Origin of the sequence: Streptomyces sp. NPDC020362 (genome assembly GCF_040642095.1) — a bacterium.
In the GTDB taxonomy this organism is placed as follows: Bacteria; Actinomycetota; Actinomycetes; order Streptomycetales; family Streptomycetaceae; genus Streptomyces.
On sequence record NZ_JBFAET010000038.1, the window covers coordinates 1 to 14,902 of the forward strand.

A 14,902-nucleotide genomic window follows, 5' to 3' on the forward strand; every position below is an offset into this window, starting at 1 on the left:
CGACAGCTGTCCCGGGTGGCGTTCTTGTCAGACCGTCGCCGCTCCACAGAGGTCCACAGCTGCGTGTCAGAGCCGGTCTCGCAGGACATCCGGTGGAAGGGCTGGCGGCCCTCCCCGTCGAACGCCTTCGCCGAGTACGCCGTGTTCACCCGCAGGACCGTCTGGATGGGTTCCTTGCGACCGCGCTCGGCCGCGAGGTCCTGCAGCTGCTGCCACTGTGCGGCGATCTGCTCCACGCCCATGCCCACCGGCAGCCAGCCGTCGGCGCGGTCGACGAGCCGGATCAGCGCCTTCCTGTTGCTCGCCGCCAGCATGATGGGGATCGGCCGGGCCGGCTTCGGGCCCACCACGGCGGACTCGATCGTGGTGATACGGCCGCTGTGGCGCACGGGGTCGGGGCCCCACACCGCGCGGCACACGTCGATGATCTCGTCCAGAACCCTGCCGCGCTCCGCGATCGGCCGGATGCCCGCCGCCGCGTACTCGTCCAGCGACCAGCCGGTGCCGAAGCCGGCGATCACCCGGCCGCCGCTCGCCGCGTCCAGCGTGGCCAGGGACTTGGCCAGCTGGAAGGGCTGGTGCAGGGGTGCGACCAGCACGCTGGAGCCCAGCCGGACCCGCTCCGTGGCCGCGGCGGCCAGGGTGAGCGTGACCAGGGGTTCCGCCACGCCTCGGTAAGAGTCGGGCCACGGCAGGCCCTCGATGCCGTAGAGGCCCTGGGCCGCGGGCTCCGGGAACAGGGCCCGCTCGTAGACCCACAGGCTGTCGTATCCGATCTGCTCGGCGGTGCGTGCCACGTCGGGCACGTCCTTGCCGAGGTTGTACTGCCGATTCTGCGGAAGACTGAGTCCGAGCCTGGTCGCCATGTGCGGAGTGCTCCTTCGCGATCGGTTGCCGCTTCAACGTACAGCGATCACACCGCAGTTCCTGCGAGGCGAGTCGGGGTTGGCCGGATCGGGGCGGTTCAGTCGGCCAGTGGTGTGAGCAGCATGCGGCCCGCGAAGCCCACCCCCGCGTCCAGGCGTTCGGTGAACTCCTCGACGACGTCCTCGCAGTGGCGCAGCGCCCACAGGGCCCTGGCCGCCGCCCAGGTCGCCTCCCGCGCCCGCTCCAGGCTCCAGGAGCCCAGCAGATGGGTGAGCGGGTCGGCGATCTGGAGCAGGTCGGGACCCGGCATCAGATCTTCGCGGATGCGCTCCTCCAGCGAGACGAGGAGATCGCCCACGCGGTCGAACTCGTCCTCCAGGTCGGCCGGTTCGCAGCCGAGCGTACGGCAGGTGTCCACCACGGCGAGCGCCAGATCGTGCCCGATGTGCGCATTGATGCCCGCCAGCGCGAACTGCAGCGGCCGTACGCCGGGATGGCGGCGGAACTGGAACAGCGGCCGCCAGCAGGCGGGCGGACGGCGGTCCCGGGCCACCGTGTCGACCGCCGCCAGGTACCGCTCGGCGAACCGCACGTCCAGCGCACTCGCCGCCCGCGGGTCCGGGAACTCCCGGGCGTCCAGGCGCCGGTCGACCTCCTCGGTGACGGCGAGGTAGACGCGGTTGAACACGGCGACCCCGTCCCGCGCGGGCAGCTCCGCGGCGAGGGCGCGCATCCGCGCGAGGACGGCATCGACGGGCGTGGTGAAGTGTTCCAGCTGCGCCATGGGGGAAGGGTCCCAGCCCTGGGCCGACCGGCGCGCCGACCGGCCCGGTGCTTCGCCGGAACGGGGGAACGCAGGGGCGGGCCGGAGCGGCACAGCGATGCGGGCGGGAGCGGCACACGGCGGGCCGGAGCGGCACAGCGATGGCGGCCTCGAGCGCCACAGGGATCCCGGCCGGCAGTGGCACAGGGATCGCGGCCCGCAGCGGCACAGAGATTGCGGCCGGGAGTGGTGCAGGGAGTGCGGGCGGGAGCGGCACGGCGGGGACGTGGTGCGGCACCGCGCGTGAGGAGGGGGATCAACAGCGTGTCAGGCTTACGTGTCCAGCGCCTTGCGGCGCGCCGGGCCGCGCGCCGGCGGGCTCTGCGGCGCGCGGCGATGGTCGCGGTCGCCTCGGTCGTCACCGTGGCCGGAGCCGTGACCGGGACGATCTCCGCGCTCGACCACGGCGGCGGCTCGGACCAGGCCCGTCGGCCGGAGGTGACCCGCACACCGACTCTCGCGCCGCCGCCCGCCGTCCCCTCGCCGCCGTCCCCGTCCTCGTCGAGGACCGCGCCGACTCCCACGGCCGCCCCGGAGCGCAGGCCTTCCGCCACCGCCCCGACCCGCGCCGCCGAGAGGAAGCCGCGGACGACCGTGACGCCCCTGCTGTACCGCCACCCCGGCTCCCAGGTGCTGGACTGGGTCGGCGCCCACCCCGACGACCCGCGCACCGCCCTCATCGCGTCCCGGATCGCCGACCGGCCGGCCGCGGTCTGGTTCGCCGACCCCGGTCCGGACACCGTGGCCGCCCGGGTGCGCGCGGTCACCGCGGGCGCGGCGGCCGAGGGCCGGGTCCCGGTGCTGGTGCCGTACGCGATCCCCGGCCGCGACTGCGGCGGCGCCTCCCGCGGCGGGGCGCCGGATCTCGCGGCCTACGACGCCTGGATCGACGCCTTCGCCCGGGGGCTGGGCTCCGGCGAGGTGATCGTGATCCTGGAGCCGGACTCGATCGCCCTGTCCGGCTGCCTGTCGGACGCCGCCCGCGCCGCGCGCTTCGCCTCGCTCGCCCGGGCGGGCCGCACCCTGAAGGCCGCCAACCCCCGCGCGCGGGTGTACTTCGACGCGGGGCACTCCGGCTGGAACCCGCCCGAGAAGCAGGCCGCCCTTCTCCGGGAGGCGGGAGCCGCGTCCTTCGACGGGATCTTCAGCAACGTCTCCAACTTCCGCACCACCGCCGACGAGATCGCCTACGACCGGCGGGTGCTCGACGCCCTGGGCGGGTCGGCGTCCCTCGGCGCGGTGATCGACACCAGCCGCAACGGCAACGGCGCCCCGCCGGACGGCCGGTGGTGCGACCCGGCGGGGCGGAGGATCGGCAGGGCGCCGACCCTCGACACCGGCGAGGCCCGGATCGACGCCTACCTGTGGGTGAAGCTGCCGGGGGAGTCGGACGGCTGCAAGGGCGCGGCCGGCACGTTCACCCCGTCCTACGCCTACGACCTGGCGCGCTGACCGTCCTCGTCGTCGTAGGCGGACGTGCCCTCGTCCAGCAGCGGCTCCTGCGTCTTGAGATGGGCGGGAGCGAGGGCCCGCAGGGTGTGGTAGCCGGTGATGACGACCAGGGTGCCGAGGGCGATGCCACTGAGGGAGAAGGTGTCGGTGAACCTGATGCTCACGTTGCCGATGCCGATGATGATGCCCGCCGCGGCCGGGACCAGGTTCAGCGGATTGCGCAGGTCCACCTCGGCGTGCAGCCAGATCTGCGCGCCGAGCAGGCCGATCATGCCGTAGAGGATGACGGTGATGCCGCCGAGGACGCCGCCGGGGATCGCGGCCACCACCGCGCCGAACTTGGGGCAGACGCCGAAGAGCAGCGCGAAGCCGGCCGCGGCCCAGTAGGCGGCGGTCGAGTAGACGCGGGTCGCGGCCATCACGCCGATGTTCTCGGAATAGGTGGTGTTGGGCGGGCCGCCCACCGCGGTCGAGAGCATCGAGCCGACGCCGTCCGCGGCGATGGCGGTGCCGAGCTTGTCGTCCAGTGGGGCTCCGGTCATCTCGCCGACCGCCTTGACGTGTCCCGCGTTCTCCGCGACCAGGGCGATGACCACGGGCAGCGCGACCAGGATCGCCGACCACTGGAAGGACGGTCCGTGGAAGGAGGGCAGCCCGATCCAGTCGGCCTTGGAGACGGCGGAGAGGTCCAGGCGCCAGTGGTCGGTGACCTTGCCGCCCGGGCTCATGGAGTGGATCTTCCCGAAGACCCGGTCGAAGGCCCAGGAGATGCCGTACCCGAAGACCAGCCCGAGGAAGATCGCGATGCGGGACCAGAAACCACGCAGACAGACGACCGCCAGACCGGTGAAGAACATGACCAGCAGGGCCGTCCACTGGTCCTGGGGCCAGTACGTGGAGGCGGTCACCGGGGCCAGGTTGAAGCCGATCAGCATGACCACCGCGCCGGTGACGACCGGCGGCATGGTGGCGTGGATGATCCGCGCCCCGAAGCGCCGGACGGCGAGGCCCACGAGGAACAGTGCGACGCCGACGACGAAGACCGCGCCGGTCACCGTGGCGCTCGTACCGCCCTGTGCGCGGATGACGGCGGCCACCCCGACGAAGGACAGCGAGCAGCCCAGGTAGCTGGGCACCCGGCCGCGGGTCGCGAGCAGGAAGATCACGGTCGCGACACCGGACATCATGATCGCGAGGTTGGGGTCCAGACCCATCAACACCGGGGCGACGAAGGATGCTCCGAACATGGCGACCACGTGCTGGGCGCCGAGGCCCACCGTGCGCGGCCAGGAGAGCCGTTCGTCGGGGCGTACCACCGCTCCGGGTGCGGGCGTGCGCCCGTCACCGTGCAGCTTCCAGCGCACGCCGAGGTTCATGGTGGGGTTTCGCTTTCTCTGTACGTGAAGACGGTCCGAACCATTGTCACGGGTACCTGGCCGTTCTACGCTCGCACGGTCCTCCTCGTGAACAGTATTCACATATCTGACTCCCGAAGATCGGAGTGCCCGATGAGTGGAAGTTCCCGTGCGGCCGTGCTCCTGGCCGTGGTGGCGACCTTCTCGGCCCTGCTCGTCCCCTCCGTCCACGCGGCACCCGGGACGCCGCGGACGGTCGTCCTCGACGGCGCCCGCCTCCAGCGGACCCGGGCCCGGCTGGACCACGACCCCGGGCTTCGGCGTGCCCTCGAGGACCTGACCGCCCGCGCGGACGGCTGGCTGGACCAGGGCCCCTGGACGGTCGTCGACAAGCCGAGGCCGGCCCCCGGCGGCGACGTCCACGAGTACCTGAGCCAGGCCCCCTACTGGTGGCCCACCACGGCCCCCACCGCCGGCAACCCCTGGGGCTGCCCGTACGTCCAACGCGACGGGCAGCGCAATCCGGAGGTCGACAGCGGCACGGACCGCCAGGACGCGGAGAAGGTCTTCGACTCGGCCTACGACCTGTCACTCGCCTGGTACTACACCGGCAGGAGGAGCTACGCCGAGAAGGCCGGGCAGATCCTGCGCACCTGGTTCCTCGACCCGGCCACCCGGATGAACCCCGACCTGGACCACGCCCAGTTCATCCCGTGCAAGTACGACGGCCGGGCCATCGGCATCATCGACTTCTCGCAGTCGTACACGAGCGTGCTCGACGCGCAGGCCGTCCTCGCGGCCGGCGCTCCCGGCTGGAGTGCGAAGGACCGGTCCGCGATGGGCAAGTGGAACGCCGACTTCCTCGGCTGGCTGAAGAACAGCGACTTCGGCAAGGAGGAGGGGGCGGCCGCCAACAACCACGGCACTTTCTACGACATGCAGCTGGCCGCCCTCGCCTGCGCCACCGGTGACACCGCCCTGGCCCGGCGGACCGTGCTCGACGCGCGCACCAGGCGCATCGCCCCGCAGATCGCCGCCGACGGCAGCCAGCCCCAGGAACTCGCCCGTACCCGCAGCTGGCACTACTCGACCTTCGACCTCGTCGCCTACACCCGGCTGGCCGCCATCGGCCGGCACGTGGGCGTGGACCTGTGGTCGTACAAGGGGCCGGACGGGCAGAGCCTGTTCAAGGCGGTGGACTATCTGCTGCCGGCCGCGACCGGCGCCGCCGCCTGGCCGCATCCCGAGCTGGAGTTCCACCGGTACGCGGCGAGCGATGTCGTCCATGCGGCGGCGGACGCGGGGGACGCGGCGGCCGAGGCGGCCGTGCCGAGGCTCCAGGCGCCCGACGGCGGTGACCTGTGGGCGCTCAGGCCCGCCGCCGAGCAGCTGGACTCCATCACGGGCTGACCGGGCCCGTCAGGGGCTTGCCGGCCGGGGCTCCTGAGCGGTCGCTTAGTATGTGGGTGTCCCCACGGCCCCGTACCCGTCGCTCAGGAGCCCCTCCCGTGACCGCCGAAGCCCCGATCGCCCCAGCCGTCGCCCACGGCCGGCTGATCCCCGTCACCGTCCACTTCGACGACCTGGACGCGCTCGGGCTGCTCCACAACGCCCGCTACCCGCTGCTGGTGGAGCGCGCCTGGACCGAGCTGTGGAACGAGCACGGCGTCCGCTTCGACGGCGACTGGGAGGCGGCCGGCGACGCCTGCAACGCCGTCCGTGAACTGCGCATCGGCTACGAGGCGCCGGTGACCAGCCCGGGCACCTACGCCGTCCACCTCTGGCTGGAACGGCTCGGCACCACCGGCCTGACCTACGGCTTCCGCTTCTGCTCGGCCGACGGGACCCGCACCTACGCGCAGGGCACCCGGGTCCTGGTCCGGCTGGACGCGACGACCATGCGCCCCGCGCCGTGGAGCGACGCCTTCAGGGCCGCGGGTCGGGAACTGCTGCGGCCGGCCGGCTGACCTCGGTCCGGCCGCCGCGCCCGGCGGTGCGCAGCACCCCCGCGCACACCACGAGTCCGGCCGCCAGCGCGGTCACCACGCCGAACGAGACCGTCAGGCTGGTCGCCTGGGCCACCCCGCCGATCAGGCTCGGCGCGATCAGCCCCGAGGTGTAGGTGATCGTCGCCACGCCCGCTATGGCCAGGCTGGGGTTGGGTCCGGCGTGTCCGGCCGCCGCGAAACACAGCGGGACGACCACGGCGATCCCGAGCCCCATCAGCGCGAAGCCGGTCATCGCCACCGCCGGGTGCCCTGCCACGACCACCAGCAGGCCGCCCAGTGCGGCGAGCACGCCGCCCGACCGGACGGTGCGGACGGCGCCGTAGCGGTTCACGGCCGCGTCGCCCGCGATCCGGGCCACCGCCATGGTCAGCATGAACCCGGTCGTCGACGCCGCCGCCAGACCGGCCGAGCTGTCCAGCCGGTCGCGCAGGTACACCGCGGACCAGTCGAGGCTCGCGCCCTCCGCGAACACCGCGCAGAAGCCGACCGCGCCGATCAGCAGCGCGGAGCGGGGCGGCAGCGCGAACCGCGGCGGCGGCTCCTCGTCCTCGGCGGGCTGCACGTCGAGGACCCAGGTGCAGGCCGGCAGGCCGAGCACGGTGAGGACGGCCGCGGCGAGCGCGAAGTGCACACGCGCGTCCGAGCCGAGGTGGGCGGCGAGAGTGCCGCCCGCCGAGCCGACGAGCGCGCCCGCGCTCCACATGCCGTGCAGGCCCGACATGATCGACTTCCCGAGCCGCCGCTCGACCTCGACGCCCAGCGCGTTCATCGCGACATCGGCCATGCCGGAGCTCGCGCCGTAGGCGAACATCGCCAGGCACAGCGTGTACAGGTTCGGCGCGAGGGACGGCAGGACCAGCGACAGCGTCCACAGCGCGATCAGCCCGCGCAGGGCCGTGCGGCTGCCGAAGCGGTGACTGATCCGGCCCGCCAGCGGCATCGCGCAGGAGGCGCCGAAGGCCGTGAACGCCAGCGCGAACCCGAGCTGTCCCGCGCCGAGCGAGGCGTGCTCCTGGATCCACGGCACCCGGGTCGCGAAGGAGCCCGTCACGGCGCCGTGCACGGCGAACACGGCCGCCACGGCGTACCGGGCGTGCCTGACGTCGTCGCGTGTGCAGCTCACGTCGCTCATGTTCCGGCCCCTCCCCAGGATTGCCCCACCGCGCCCTCATGGCATCGCCGTAAACTATCAGGGACCCTGCCTGATAGATAGGGAGTATTACGGCCGCCCACGTCTGGGAGGATTCCCGTCATGCCCGCATCACCGAGCACCGCCCGGGCCATCAACGACCGGCTCGCCCTGCGGCTGTTGCAGCAGGAGGGCCCGCTGACGGCAGGGCAGTTGAAACAGCTGACCGGACTGTCCCGGCCGACCGTCGCGGACCTCGTCGAACGGCTCACCGCCTCCGGCCTGATCACCGTGGTGGGGGAGTCCGGCGAGCTGCGCCGGGGCCCGAACGCCCGGCTGTACGGCATCGTCGCCGACCGCGCCCACCTGGCCGCGCTCGACGTCCGCACCGAAGGTGTCCTCGTGCTGGTCTCGGACCTCGTCGGGCGGGTGCTCGCCGAGGCGTCCGTGCCGATCGGCGGGGACACCGGGACCGGGCCCGCCGTCGAGCAGGCGGTGGCGGCGGTGGAGCGGACCGCGAAGGAGGCGGGAGCCGACCGGCTGCACACCCTCGGGATCGGAGCGCCCGGCCTGATCGACCCGGCCACCGGCGATCTCCGTGACTCCGGCGGCCTGCCCGCCTGGCACCGCCGCCTGGCCGCGGCCCTGCAGGAACGGCTGCCCGAGGCCCGGGTCACCGTGGAGAACGAGACCAACCTGGCCGCGGTGGCCGAGCAGCGCGAGGGCGCCGCCCGTGACCGGGACACCTTCGTCCTGCTCTGGCTGGGCCACGGCGTCGGTGCCGCCGTCGTCCTGGACGGCACCCTGCGCCGGGGCGCCTCCGGCGGCACGGGCGAGATCGGTTTCCTGCCGGTCCCGGGAACGGCGTCGCTGCCCTCGGCGAAGGACTGCGACGGCGGCTTCCACTCGCTGACGGGGGCGGCGGCGATCGTCACCCTGGCGGCGGAGTGCGGCCTGCCGGTGCCGGCCACGACGGACGGGCCCGGAGCGGCCGTGGCGGTGCGCGACGCCGTGGCCCGGGTGACGCGCGACCCGCTCGGGAACGCCGAGCCGGCCACTGCCCCGCCCGCCCACCGCTTCCTGCGGACCCTGGCCGACCGGATCGCCGTCGGGGTCGCCTCCGTGGTGGCCGTCCTGGACCCCGGCTGCGTGGTGCTCGGCGGGGAGGTCGGGCAGGCCGGGGGAGCCGTACTCGCAGGGCTGGTGGCGGAGCGGCTGTGCGGGATCTCGCCCCTGTCCACCGAGGTGCGGCCGAGCAGCCTCGGCGGGACCGCCGTGCTGCGCGGAGCACTGCTGAGCGCCCGGGAGCGGGCCCAGGACGAACTGTTCGCGCCGCCCGAGCGCCCCTGGGCCCCCCATCGTGTCGTCGAGTGCTGATCTTGAGTGGTGGATCACGGTCGGCTGATACGTCGCCCCGAACTGTCCGATGCCGAGTGGGAGTTCGTCCGGCCGCTCCTGCCCGAGTCCTTGCGGGGGCGGAAGCGGTTGGACGACCGGAAGGTCCTCGACGGGACCGTGTGAGAGTTCCGCACCGGTACGGTCTGGCGGGATGTGCCTGAGCGATGCGGACCATGGACCACCCTGCACACCGGCAACGACGAACGCGCCGCCGCACTGGCAGACTTCCTCCGCACCTGCAGCCACCACCGCTTGCCTACCCGCACTCGGCGGCCACCCACCCGCCAGCTGTGTGAACAACGCCTCAGGTCAATGCACCTGGGGTGCGTCCGAAGTCGGCTGCCTGCCCCACTGCGCGGCCCTCGGTCCTCGCCCGGCTGCCCGGCCGGACGGGGCGAGGACCCCCAAAACCCTTCGCACCTGCTCGCCTCGCCCGGTACGGTCTCGAGCCTGTTCCCACTGCGGGAAGCCCAAGCGCTCCGCGCGCGGCCGCCCCCGCAGTTCCCACGCCGAGAGCAGGTTTCGTCCATGGCATGTCGTATCAGTGAGCTCGTGCTCGGCTGCCGCGACCCCGAGGTGCTGGCGCGGTTCTGGTGCGAGGTCCTGGACTTCGTGGTGCTCGATCGCGAAGACGACGGCACCCTCGAGATCGGGCCGCGCGAAGGGTTCGGCGGCCCGCAGCCGACGATCATCCTCAGCCGCAGGGACGAGCCGGAGCAGGGGAAGCCCCGGCTGCACATCGACGTCAACGCCACCGACCGCGATCAGGACGCCGAGCTTGAACGCCTCCTGAAGCTCGGTGCGCGCCCGGCCGACATCGGCCAGACCGGCGAGGAGCAATGGCACGTCCTTGCCGACCCCGAGGGCAATGAGTTCTGCCTGCTCAAGGCCCGCCTCAACCCGCTCTGACGGCTCTGTGTCCCCGTCGCGGCCCCGAACCGCCGCGCTCAGCCCTGCCCGAACCGCCGCGCTCAGCCCTGCCCGAACCGCCGCGCTCAGCCCTGCCCGAACCGGCCGCGCTCAGCCCTGCCCGAACGGCCGTGCCAGGTACTCCTCGAAGGTCACCTTGCCCACCGCCCGGTCCGGAGCGAGATGCCCACCGGCGCGGAAGGCGCGGTAGGTCCCGCCGAGGAGCGGTACGTTCGCCACGGCCCGGCGGCGCCCGGTCGCCCTGAGGTAGGCACGGGCCAGCGAGTCGAACGACCGCACCTCCGGGCCGGCCATGTCAGGGACCCGCCCGGCCGGCGCTCCGACGGCCAACTCGGCCAGGCGGTCCGCGACTTCGGCCACCTCCACCGGCTGGTCCGCCACCCGGGCCGGGACCGGCATGAGGGGCGGCTTGGACAGGCCCTGGAACAGCGTCACCAGCAGGTCGTGGAACTGCGTCGCACGCAGCACGGTCCAGCCGAGCCCCGACTCCTCGATGCGGCGCTCCACCGCGAGCTTCGACCGGTAGTAACCGAACGGCACCCGGTCGACGCCGACGATGGAGATGTACGCCAGGTGGCCCACCCCGGCCCGCTGTGCCGCAGCGATCAGATGGTCCGCCGCCTGCTCGTCCCCGCCCCGCGGACTGCTCGCACAGTGCACGACCGTGGCCACGCCCGCGAGCGCCGCGTCGAGACCCGCCCCGCCCTCACGCAGGTCGACGGCGTACGGCTGCGCGTGCCGGCTGAGCACCCGCACCTCGTGCCCGTCCGCCCGCAGCCGCTCGGTGACGAGCCTGCCGAGCGTGCCGGTTCCGCCGGTCACCAGGATCGTGGTCATACTGTTCCGTCCCTCCGGACATGGGGCGCCCCGGTCGGAGCGCCGTTCGCCGGATGAGACCGCCCGGCCCCCGTGAAATGTGACAAGCCCCCGGGCGGCCCGGTTACGGGCACGTGAGCTGCTGCCGTACGTAGTCCAGCTTGTCCGGGTTCACCACGGCCCGCGCCTGCGCGATCCGCCCGTCCGACAGTTCGAACTCGACGACCCCGGTCAGCGTGCTGCCCAGCCATGCGGCCAGCCCGCGCGTGCCGTTGATCTCCACCACGGTGAACTCCAGATCCGCCGCGAACCGCTGTGCCCCGCCCACCAGGAAGCGCATGACCTTGTCCCGGCCCTCGACCGGCCGCCGGGCCGCGGACACCTTCCCGCCGCCGTCGCTCCACCAGACCACGTCGTCCGTGAGCAGCTTCTCCAGGCCCGCGAGGTCGCCCTCCCGGGCCGCCGTGATGAACGACGTGACCAGTTCCTCCTGCCGCTCGGGGGCGGCCTCGAACCGGGACTCCGGCACGGTCACCCGCTGCGCCGCCCGCCGGTACAACTGACGGCAGTTGGCCTCGCCCAGGTCCAGGAGGCCCGCGATCTCCCGGTGGCCGTACCCGAACGCCTCGCGCAGCACGTACACCGCCCGCTCGGTGGGGGTCAGCCGCTCCAGCAGGACCAGCATCGCCAGCGAGACCTGCTCCCGCTGCTGTGCGGACTCCAGCGGCCCGAGCGCGCCGTCGGAGGTGACCACCGGCTCCGGCAGCCAGGTCCCGACATACTGCTCGCGGCGCGCCCGGGCCGAGGTCAGCCGGTTCAGGCAGAGGTTGGTGACGACCTTGGCGAGCCAGGCCGCCGGGTGCTCGATGGCCGTGCGGTCGGCGCCGCTGAAGCGCAGATACGCGTCCTGCACGGCGTCCTCGGCCTCCTGCGCGGAGCCGAGGAGGCGGTAGGCCAGGCCGAACAGCCGCGGGCGGTGGGTCTCGAACTCGTCGGCGGGCCGGAGTGTCGTCATGCGTCCACCTTGTCAGAGGCATGACGGCCCGGCGGCGGGCAAGGGCCGTCGTCACCGCCACCGGGCCCGCCCGAACCCTAAAAGGACTAGACCAGTACGGTCAATGGGTCCGGACCAAGGTCAACCAGGCTTCCTCGCAGGGCAGTTGACCGGTGCGGCTGCACCGCGCAAGTCCAGCGACACGTACTGTGAGGGAGCCCACACGGCTCGCCTGTCTGCACGCCCGCCCGGCGTGGCACACTGGCCCTGTACCAGAAGCAGCGCACTCCGGGGTCGGTGAAAGTCCGAACCGGCGGTTACAGTCCGCGACCCGGTCGCTTCCAGCGGCCGGTTGACCAGGTGAAATTCCTGGACCGACGGTTAAAGTCCGGATGGGAGGCAGTGCGCGGCGGGCGGGCATGTACCTGTGCGCGCCGCCGTCTCTGGGCTCGTCGGCATGCGGACGGGTCCTCTTCGGCGTCGTCCCGGTGTGCTCACCCGTTTCACTCTGTCGTCATCGACAGGCCCCGGAGTCCGTGCCCGAATGAGGCAGGAGGACCCGGGAAGTGTTCACCGGAATCGTCGAAGAGCTGGGTGAAGTCACCGCCGTCGAGAACCTCGGCGACGCCTCCCGCTTCCGGCTCCGCGGACCCGTCGTGACCGAGGGCGCGCAGCACGGCGACTCCATCGCCGTGAACGGGGTCTGTCTCACCGTGGTGGAGCACGAGGGCGACGAGTTCACCGCCGACGTCATGGCCGAGACGCTGAAGCGCTCCAGTCTCGGCGCGCTGGCCGTCGGCTCCCGCGTCAACCTGGAGCGCCCCACCGCCGTGGGCGCGCGACTCGGCGGGCACATCGTCCAGGGCCACGTCGACGGCACCGGGCAGGTGCTGGCGCGCACGCCGTCCGAGAACTGGGAGATCGTCAGGATCTCGCTGCCCGCGGACCTCGCCCGCTACGTCGTCGAGAAGGGCTCCGTCACCGTCGACGGCATCAGCCTCACCGTCGTCGAGGCCGGCCCGGACTTCTTCACGGTCAGCCTCATCCCGACCACCCTCGACCTGACCACGCTCGGCCACAAGCAGCCCGGCGACCCGGTCAACCTCGAGGTCGACGTCATCGCCAAGTACGTGGAGCGGCTGCTCGCGGCCGGTCAGGGGGCCGGCAAGTGAACTGGCTGAACTCCGAGGCGTTCACGCTCTTCGGCCAGCACATCCTGTGGTCGGACATGGTCGGCAACATCTTCGGCCTGGCCGCCCTCGCCCTCGGCTGGCGGCGCTCACTGTGGAGCTGGCCGGTGCAGTTCGTCTCCGGCCTGATCCTCTTCGCGGCCTTCTTCGACCACCTGACCGGCAGTGCGGGCAAGCAGGTCGTCGTCATGACCGTCGCCGCCTACGGCTTCTGGCAGTGGAACCGCGGCAAGGACAAGGCCACGGACGGCCACATCGCCCCCCGGTTCGCCACGTGGACCGAGCGCGGCGCGATGATCGCCGCAGCCGCCGTGGGCACGGTCGCCGTGGCTCTGCTCTTCAAGGCCTACCCGTCCCTGTCCTGGGACCCCTGGCCGGACGCGTACATCTTCGTCGGCACCATCGTCGCCATGTACGCCCAGGCCAAGGGCATGGTGGAGTTCTGGTTCGCCTGGCTGCTCGTCGACCTCGTCGGCGTACCCCTCAACTTCGCCAACGGCTACGCCTTCTCCGGTTTCGTCTACGTCATCTACGGCGCACTCGTCCTGTGGGGCATGCGCGACTGGTGGCTGCGCTCCCGCAGGAGCCCGCAGCCCGTTCTGGAAGGAGCGCCGGCATGACCACGGCATCCCTGCTCCACGGCACCGACCGCATCGAGGACTTCAGGCTCGACCCCGTCGAACAGGCCATCGCCGACATCGCGGCCGGCCGGCCGGTCGTGGTCGTCGACGACGAGGACCGGGAGAACGAGGGCGACCTCGTCGTCGCCGCAGAGAAGGCGACCCCCGAGATCGTCGCCTTCATGATGAGCGAGTGCCGGGGCCTGATCTGCGCCCCCATGGAGGGCGACGAGCTGGACCGGCTGCGGCTGCCGCAGATGGTCGAGGACAACACCGAGTCCATGAAGACCGCGTTCACCGTCTCCGTGGACGCCTCCGCCGCGCACGGCGTGAGCACCGGCATCTCGGCCTCCGACCGGGCCACCACCCTGCAGCTGCTGGCGGGCGGCACGGCCGGGGCCGACGACTTCGTCCGCCCCGGGCACGTCTTCCCGCTGCGCGCGAAGCCCGGCGGCGTCCTGGTCCGCAACGGCCACACCGAGGCCGCCGTCGACCTCGCCCGGCTCGCGGGACTGCGCCCGGCCGGTGCCATCGTGGAGATCGCCGGCGAGGACGGCCGCATGCTGCGCCTGCCCGAACTGATCCCGTTCGCCCGCAAGCACGGCCTGACGATCATCTCCATCGAGGACCTGATCGCCTACCGCCGCAGCAGCGAGCCCACCGTCCGCCGCGAGGCCGAGACCCGCCTGCCCACCGCGCACGGCACCTTCACCGCCTACGGCTACCGGTCCACCGTCGACGGCGTCGAGCACGTCGCCCTCGTCCACGGCGAGATCGGCGACGGCGAGGACATCCTCGTCCGCGTCCACTCCGAGTGCCTCACCGGCGACGTCTTCGCCTCCCTGCGCTGCGACTGCGGTCCCCAGCTGGACACCGCCCTGCAGCGCATCCAGGAGGAGGGCCGCGGCGTCGTGGTCTACCTGCGCGGACACGAGGGCCGCGGCATCGGACTGCTGTCCAAGCTGCGCGCCTACGAGCTTCAGGAGCAGGGCCGCGACACCCTCGACGCGAACCTCGAACTCGGCCTGCCCGCCGACGCCCGCGACTACGGCGCCGGCGCGCGGATCCTCGCCGACCTCGGCGTGCGCAGCGTCCGCCTGATGACCAACAACCCCGACAAGACCGACGCGCTGCTGCGCCACGGCCTGAAGGTCAACGGCCGCGAGCCGATGCCGGTCCAGGCCGGCGAGCACAACCTCCGCTACCTGCGCACCAAGCGGGACCGGATGGGTCACGACCTGCCCTGGCTGGACACGCCCGCCGTGTCGGCCTCTGCGGCCGCGTCCGCGGCCACGTGTGGCAACCAGTAAGCGAAAAGC

The 14,902-nt window shown here is 72.7% G+C and carries 14 protein-coding genes and 1 riboswitch; of the genes, 8 read left to right on the top strand and 6 right to left on the bottom strand.

What is annotated here, in order from left to right; genetic code table 11:
* Both AB0H32_RS16835 and AB0H32_RS16840 read right to left on the bottom strand, forming a co-directional pair.
* Positions 1-866 (bottom strand): LLM class F420-dependent oxidoreductase (locus tag AB0H32_RS16835; RefSeq protein WP_361120269.1); only part of this gene is annotated, 866 nt, incomplete at its 3' end.
* Positions 867-964: 98 nt separating this feature from the next.
* Positions 965-1,651 carry a DUF5995 family protein gene (locus AB0H32_RS16840; RefSeq protein ID WP_361120272.1) on the bottom strand — a complete coding sequence of 229 codons (687 nt, stop codon included), beginning with the start codon at positions 1,649-1,651 and terminating at the stop codon, positions 965-967.
* 375 nt (positions 1,652-2,026) lie between these two features.
* On the opposite strand from AB0H32_RS16840, the gene AB0H32_RS16845 reads away from it, so the two are divergent.
* Complete coding sequence (locus AB0H32_RS16845; RefSeq protein WP_361120413.1) at positions 2,027-3,142, top strand: glycoside hydrolase family 6 protein; 1,116 nt, start codon at positions 2,027-2,029, stop codon at positions 3,140-3,142.
* On the opposite strand, the gene AB0H32_RS16850 is transcribed toward AB0H32_RS16845, so the two are convergent.
* Positions 3,124-4,518, bottom strand: coding sequence for a solute carrier family 23 protein (locus AB0H32_RS16850; protein WP_361120275.1), 1,395 nt, complete (start codon positions 4,516-4,518; stop codon positions 3,124-3,126). The genes AB0H32_RS16845 and AB0H32_RS16850 overlap by 19 nt on opposite strands.
* A gap of 132 nt (positions 4,519-4,650) precedes the next feature.
* On the opposite strand from AB0H32_RS16850, the gene AB0H32_RS16855 reads away from it, so the two are divergent.
* Both AB0H32_RS16855 and AB0H32_RS16860 read left to right on the top strand, forming a co-directional pair.
* On the top strand, positions 4,651-5,907 hold the full coding sequence (locus AB0H32_RS16855) for an alginate lyase family protein (protein WP_361120279.1): 1,257 nt from the start codon (positions 4,651-4,653) through the stop codon (positions 5,905-5,907).
* Between the two features lie 98 nt (positions 5,908-6,005).
* A complete protein-coding gene (locus AB0H32_RS16860; RefSeq protein WP_361120282.1) occupies positions 6,006-6,464 on the top strand; it encodes a thioesterase family protein in 459 nt (152 codons plus the stop codon).
* Here AB0H32_RS16860 and AB0H32_RS16865 read toward each other — a convergent pair.
* The gene (locus tag AB0H32_RS16865; protein WP_361120285.1) at positions 6,424-7,638 is read right to left on the bottom strand and encodes an MFS transporter; all 1,215 of its coding nucleotides are present in this window, start codon (positions 7,636-7,638) and stop codon (positions 6,424-6,426) included. The genes AB0H32_RS16860 and AB0H32_RS16865 overlap by 41 nt on opposite strands.
* A 120-nt stretch (positions 7,639-7,758) precedes the next feature.
* On the opposite strand from AB0H32_RS16865, the gene AB0H32_RS16870 reads away from it, so the two are divergent.
* The gene (locus AB0H32_RS16870) at positions 7,759-9,012 is read left to right on the top strand and encodes an ROK family transcriptional regulator (RefSeq protein ID WP_361120288.1); all 1,254 of its coding nucleotides are present in this window, start codon (positions 7,759-7,761) and stop codon (positions 9,010-9,012) included.
* 549 nt (positions 9,013-9,561) lie between these two features.
* Positions 9,562-9,942: a VOC family protein gene (locus AB0H32_RS16875; protein WP_361120290.1), complete on the top strand. Its 381-nt coding sequence runs from the start codon at positions 9,562-9,564 to the stop codon at positions 9,940-9,942.
* A 111-nt stretch (positions 9,943-10,053) separates the two neighbouring features.
* Here AB0H32_RS16875 and AB0H32_RS16880 read toward each other — a convergent pair whose 3' ends face one another.
* Together AB0H32_RS16880 and AB0H32_RS16885 are read right to left on the bottom strand one after the other, a co-directional pair.
* Positions 10,054-10,800 carry an NAD(P)H-binding protein gene (locus tag AB0H32_RS16880; protein ID WP_361120293.1) on the bottom strand — a complete coding sequence of 249 codons (747 nt, stop codon included), beginning with the start codon at positions 10,798-10,800 and terminating at the stop codon, positions 10,054-10,056.
* A gap of 103 nt (positions 10,801-10,903) precedes the next feature.
* Entirely contained in the window at positions 10,904-11,794 is an 891-nt protein-coding gene (locus AB0H32_RS16885) for an RNA polymerase sigma-70 factor (protein ID WP_361120296.1), read from the bottom strand.
* Between the two features lie 258 nt (positions 11,795-12,052).
* Positions 12,053-12,183: riboswitch (FMN riboswitch) on the top strand.
* A 156-nt stretch (positions 12,184-12,339) separates the two neighbouring features.
* Between AB0H32_RS16885 and AB0H32_RS16890 the strand changes: the two genes are divergently transcribed.
* The 3 genes from AB0H32_RS16890 to AB0H32_RS16900 are packed head-to-tail and all read left to right on the top strand — an operon-like array spanning position 12,340 to position 14,893.
* Complete coding sequence (locus AB0H32_RS16890) at positions 12,340-12,945, top strand: riboflavin synthase (RefSeq protein WP_361120299.1); 606 nt, start codon at positions 12,340-12,342, stop codon at positions 12,943-12,945.
* Positions 12,942-13,583: a nicotinamide mononucleotide transporter family protein gene (locus tag AB0H32_RS16895; protein WP_361120302.1), complete on the top strand. Its 642-nt coding sequence runs from the start codon at positions 12,942-12,944 to the stop codon at positions 13,581-13,583. The genes AB0H32_RS16890 and AB0H32_RS16895 overlap by 4 nt, the downstream gene beginning before the upstream one ends.
* Positions 13,580-14,893, top strand: coding sequence for a bifunctional 3,4-dihydroxy-2-butanone-4-phosphate synthase/GTP cyclohydrolase II (locus tag AB0H32_RS16900; RefSeq protein ID WP_361120305.1), 1,314 nt, complete (start codon positions 13,580-13,582; stop codon positions 14,891-14,893). The genes AB0H32_RS16895 and AB0H32_RS16900 overlap by 4 nt, the downstream gene beginning before the upstream one ends.
* Positions 14,894-14,902: the final 9 nt, after the last annotated feature.

Coding starts and splice junctions, on each gene's coding strand:
- AB0H32_RS16840 (WP_361120272.1), bottom strand. CDS start 1,651: ATGGCGCAGCTGGAACACTTCACCACGCCCGTCGATGCCGTCCTCGCG.
- AB0H32_RS16845 (WP_361120413.1), top strand. CDS start 2,027: ATGGTCGCGGTCGCCTCGGTCGTCACCGTGGCCGGAGCCGTGACCGGG.
- AB0H32_RS16850 (WP_361120275.1), bottom strand. CDS start 4,518: ATGAACCTCGGCGTGCGCTGGAAGCTGCACGGTGACGGGCGCACGCCC.
- AB0H32_RS16855 (WP_361120279.1), top strand. CDS start 4,651: ATGAGTGGAAGTTCCCGTGCGGCCGTGCTCCTGGCCGTGGTGGCGACC.
- AB0H32_RS16865 (WP_361120285.1), bottom strand. CDS start 7,638: ATGAGCGACGTGAGCTGCACACGCGACGACGTCAGGCACGCCCGGTAC.
- AB0H32_RS16870 (WP_361120288.1), top strand. CDS start 7,759: ATGCCCGCATCACCGAGCACCGCCCGGGCCATCAACGACCGGCTCGCC.
- AB0H32_RS16875 (WP_361120290.1), top strand. CDS start 9,562: ATGGCATGTCGTATCAGTGAGCTCGTGCTCGGCTGCCGCGACCCCGAG.
- AB0H32_RS16880 (WP_361120293.1), bottom strand. CDS start 10,800: ATGACCACGATCCTGGTGACCGGCGGAACCGGCACGCTCGGCAGGCTC.
- AB0H32_RS16885 (WP_361120296.1), bottom strand. CDS start 11,794: ATGACGACACTCCGGCCCGCCGACGAGTTCGAGACCCACCGCCCGCGG.
- AB0H32_RS16900 (WP_361120305.1), top strand. CDS start 13,580: ATGACCACGGCATCCCTGCTCCACGGCACCGACCGCATCGAGGACTTC.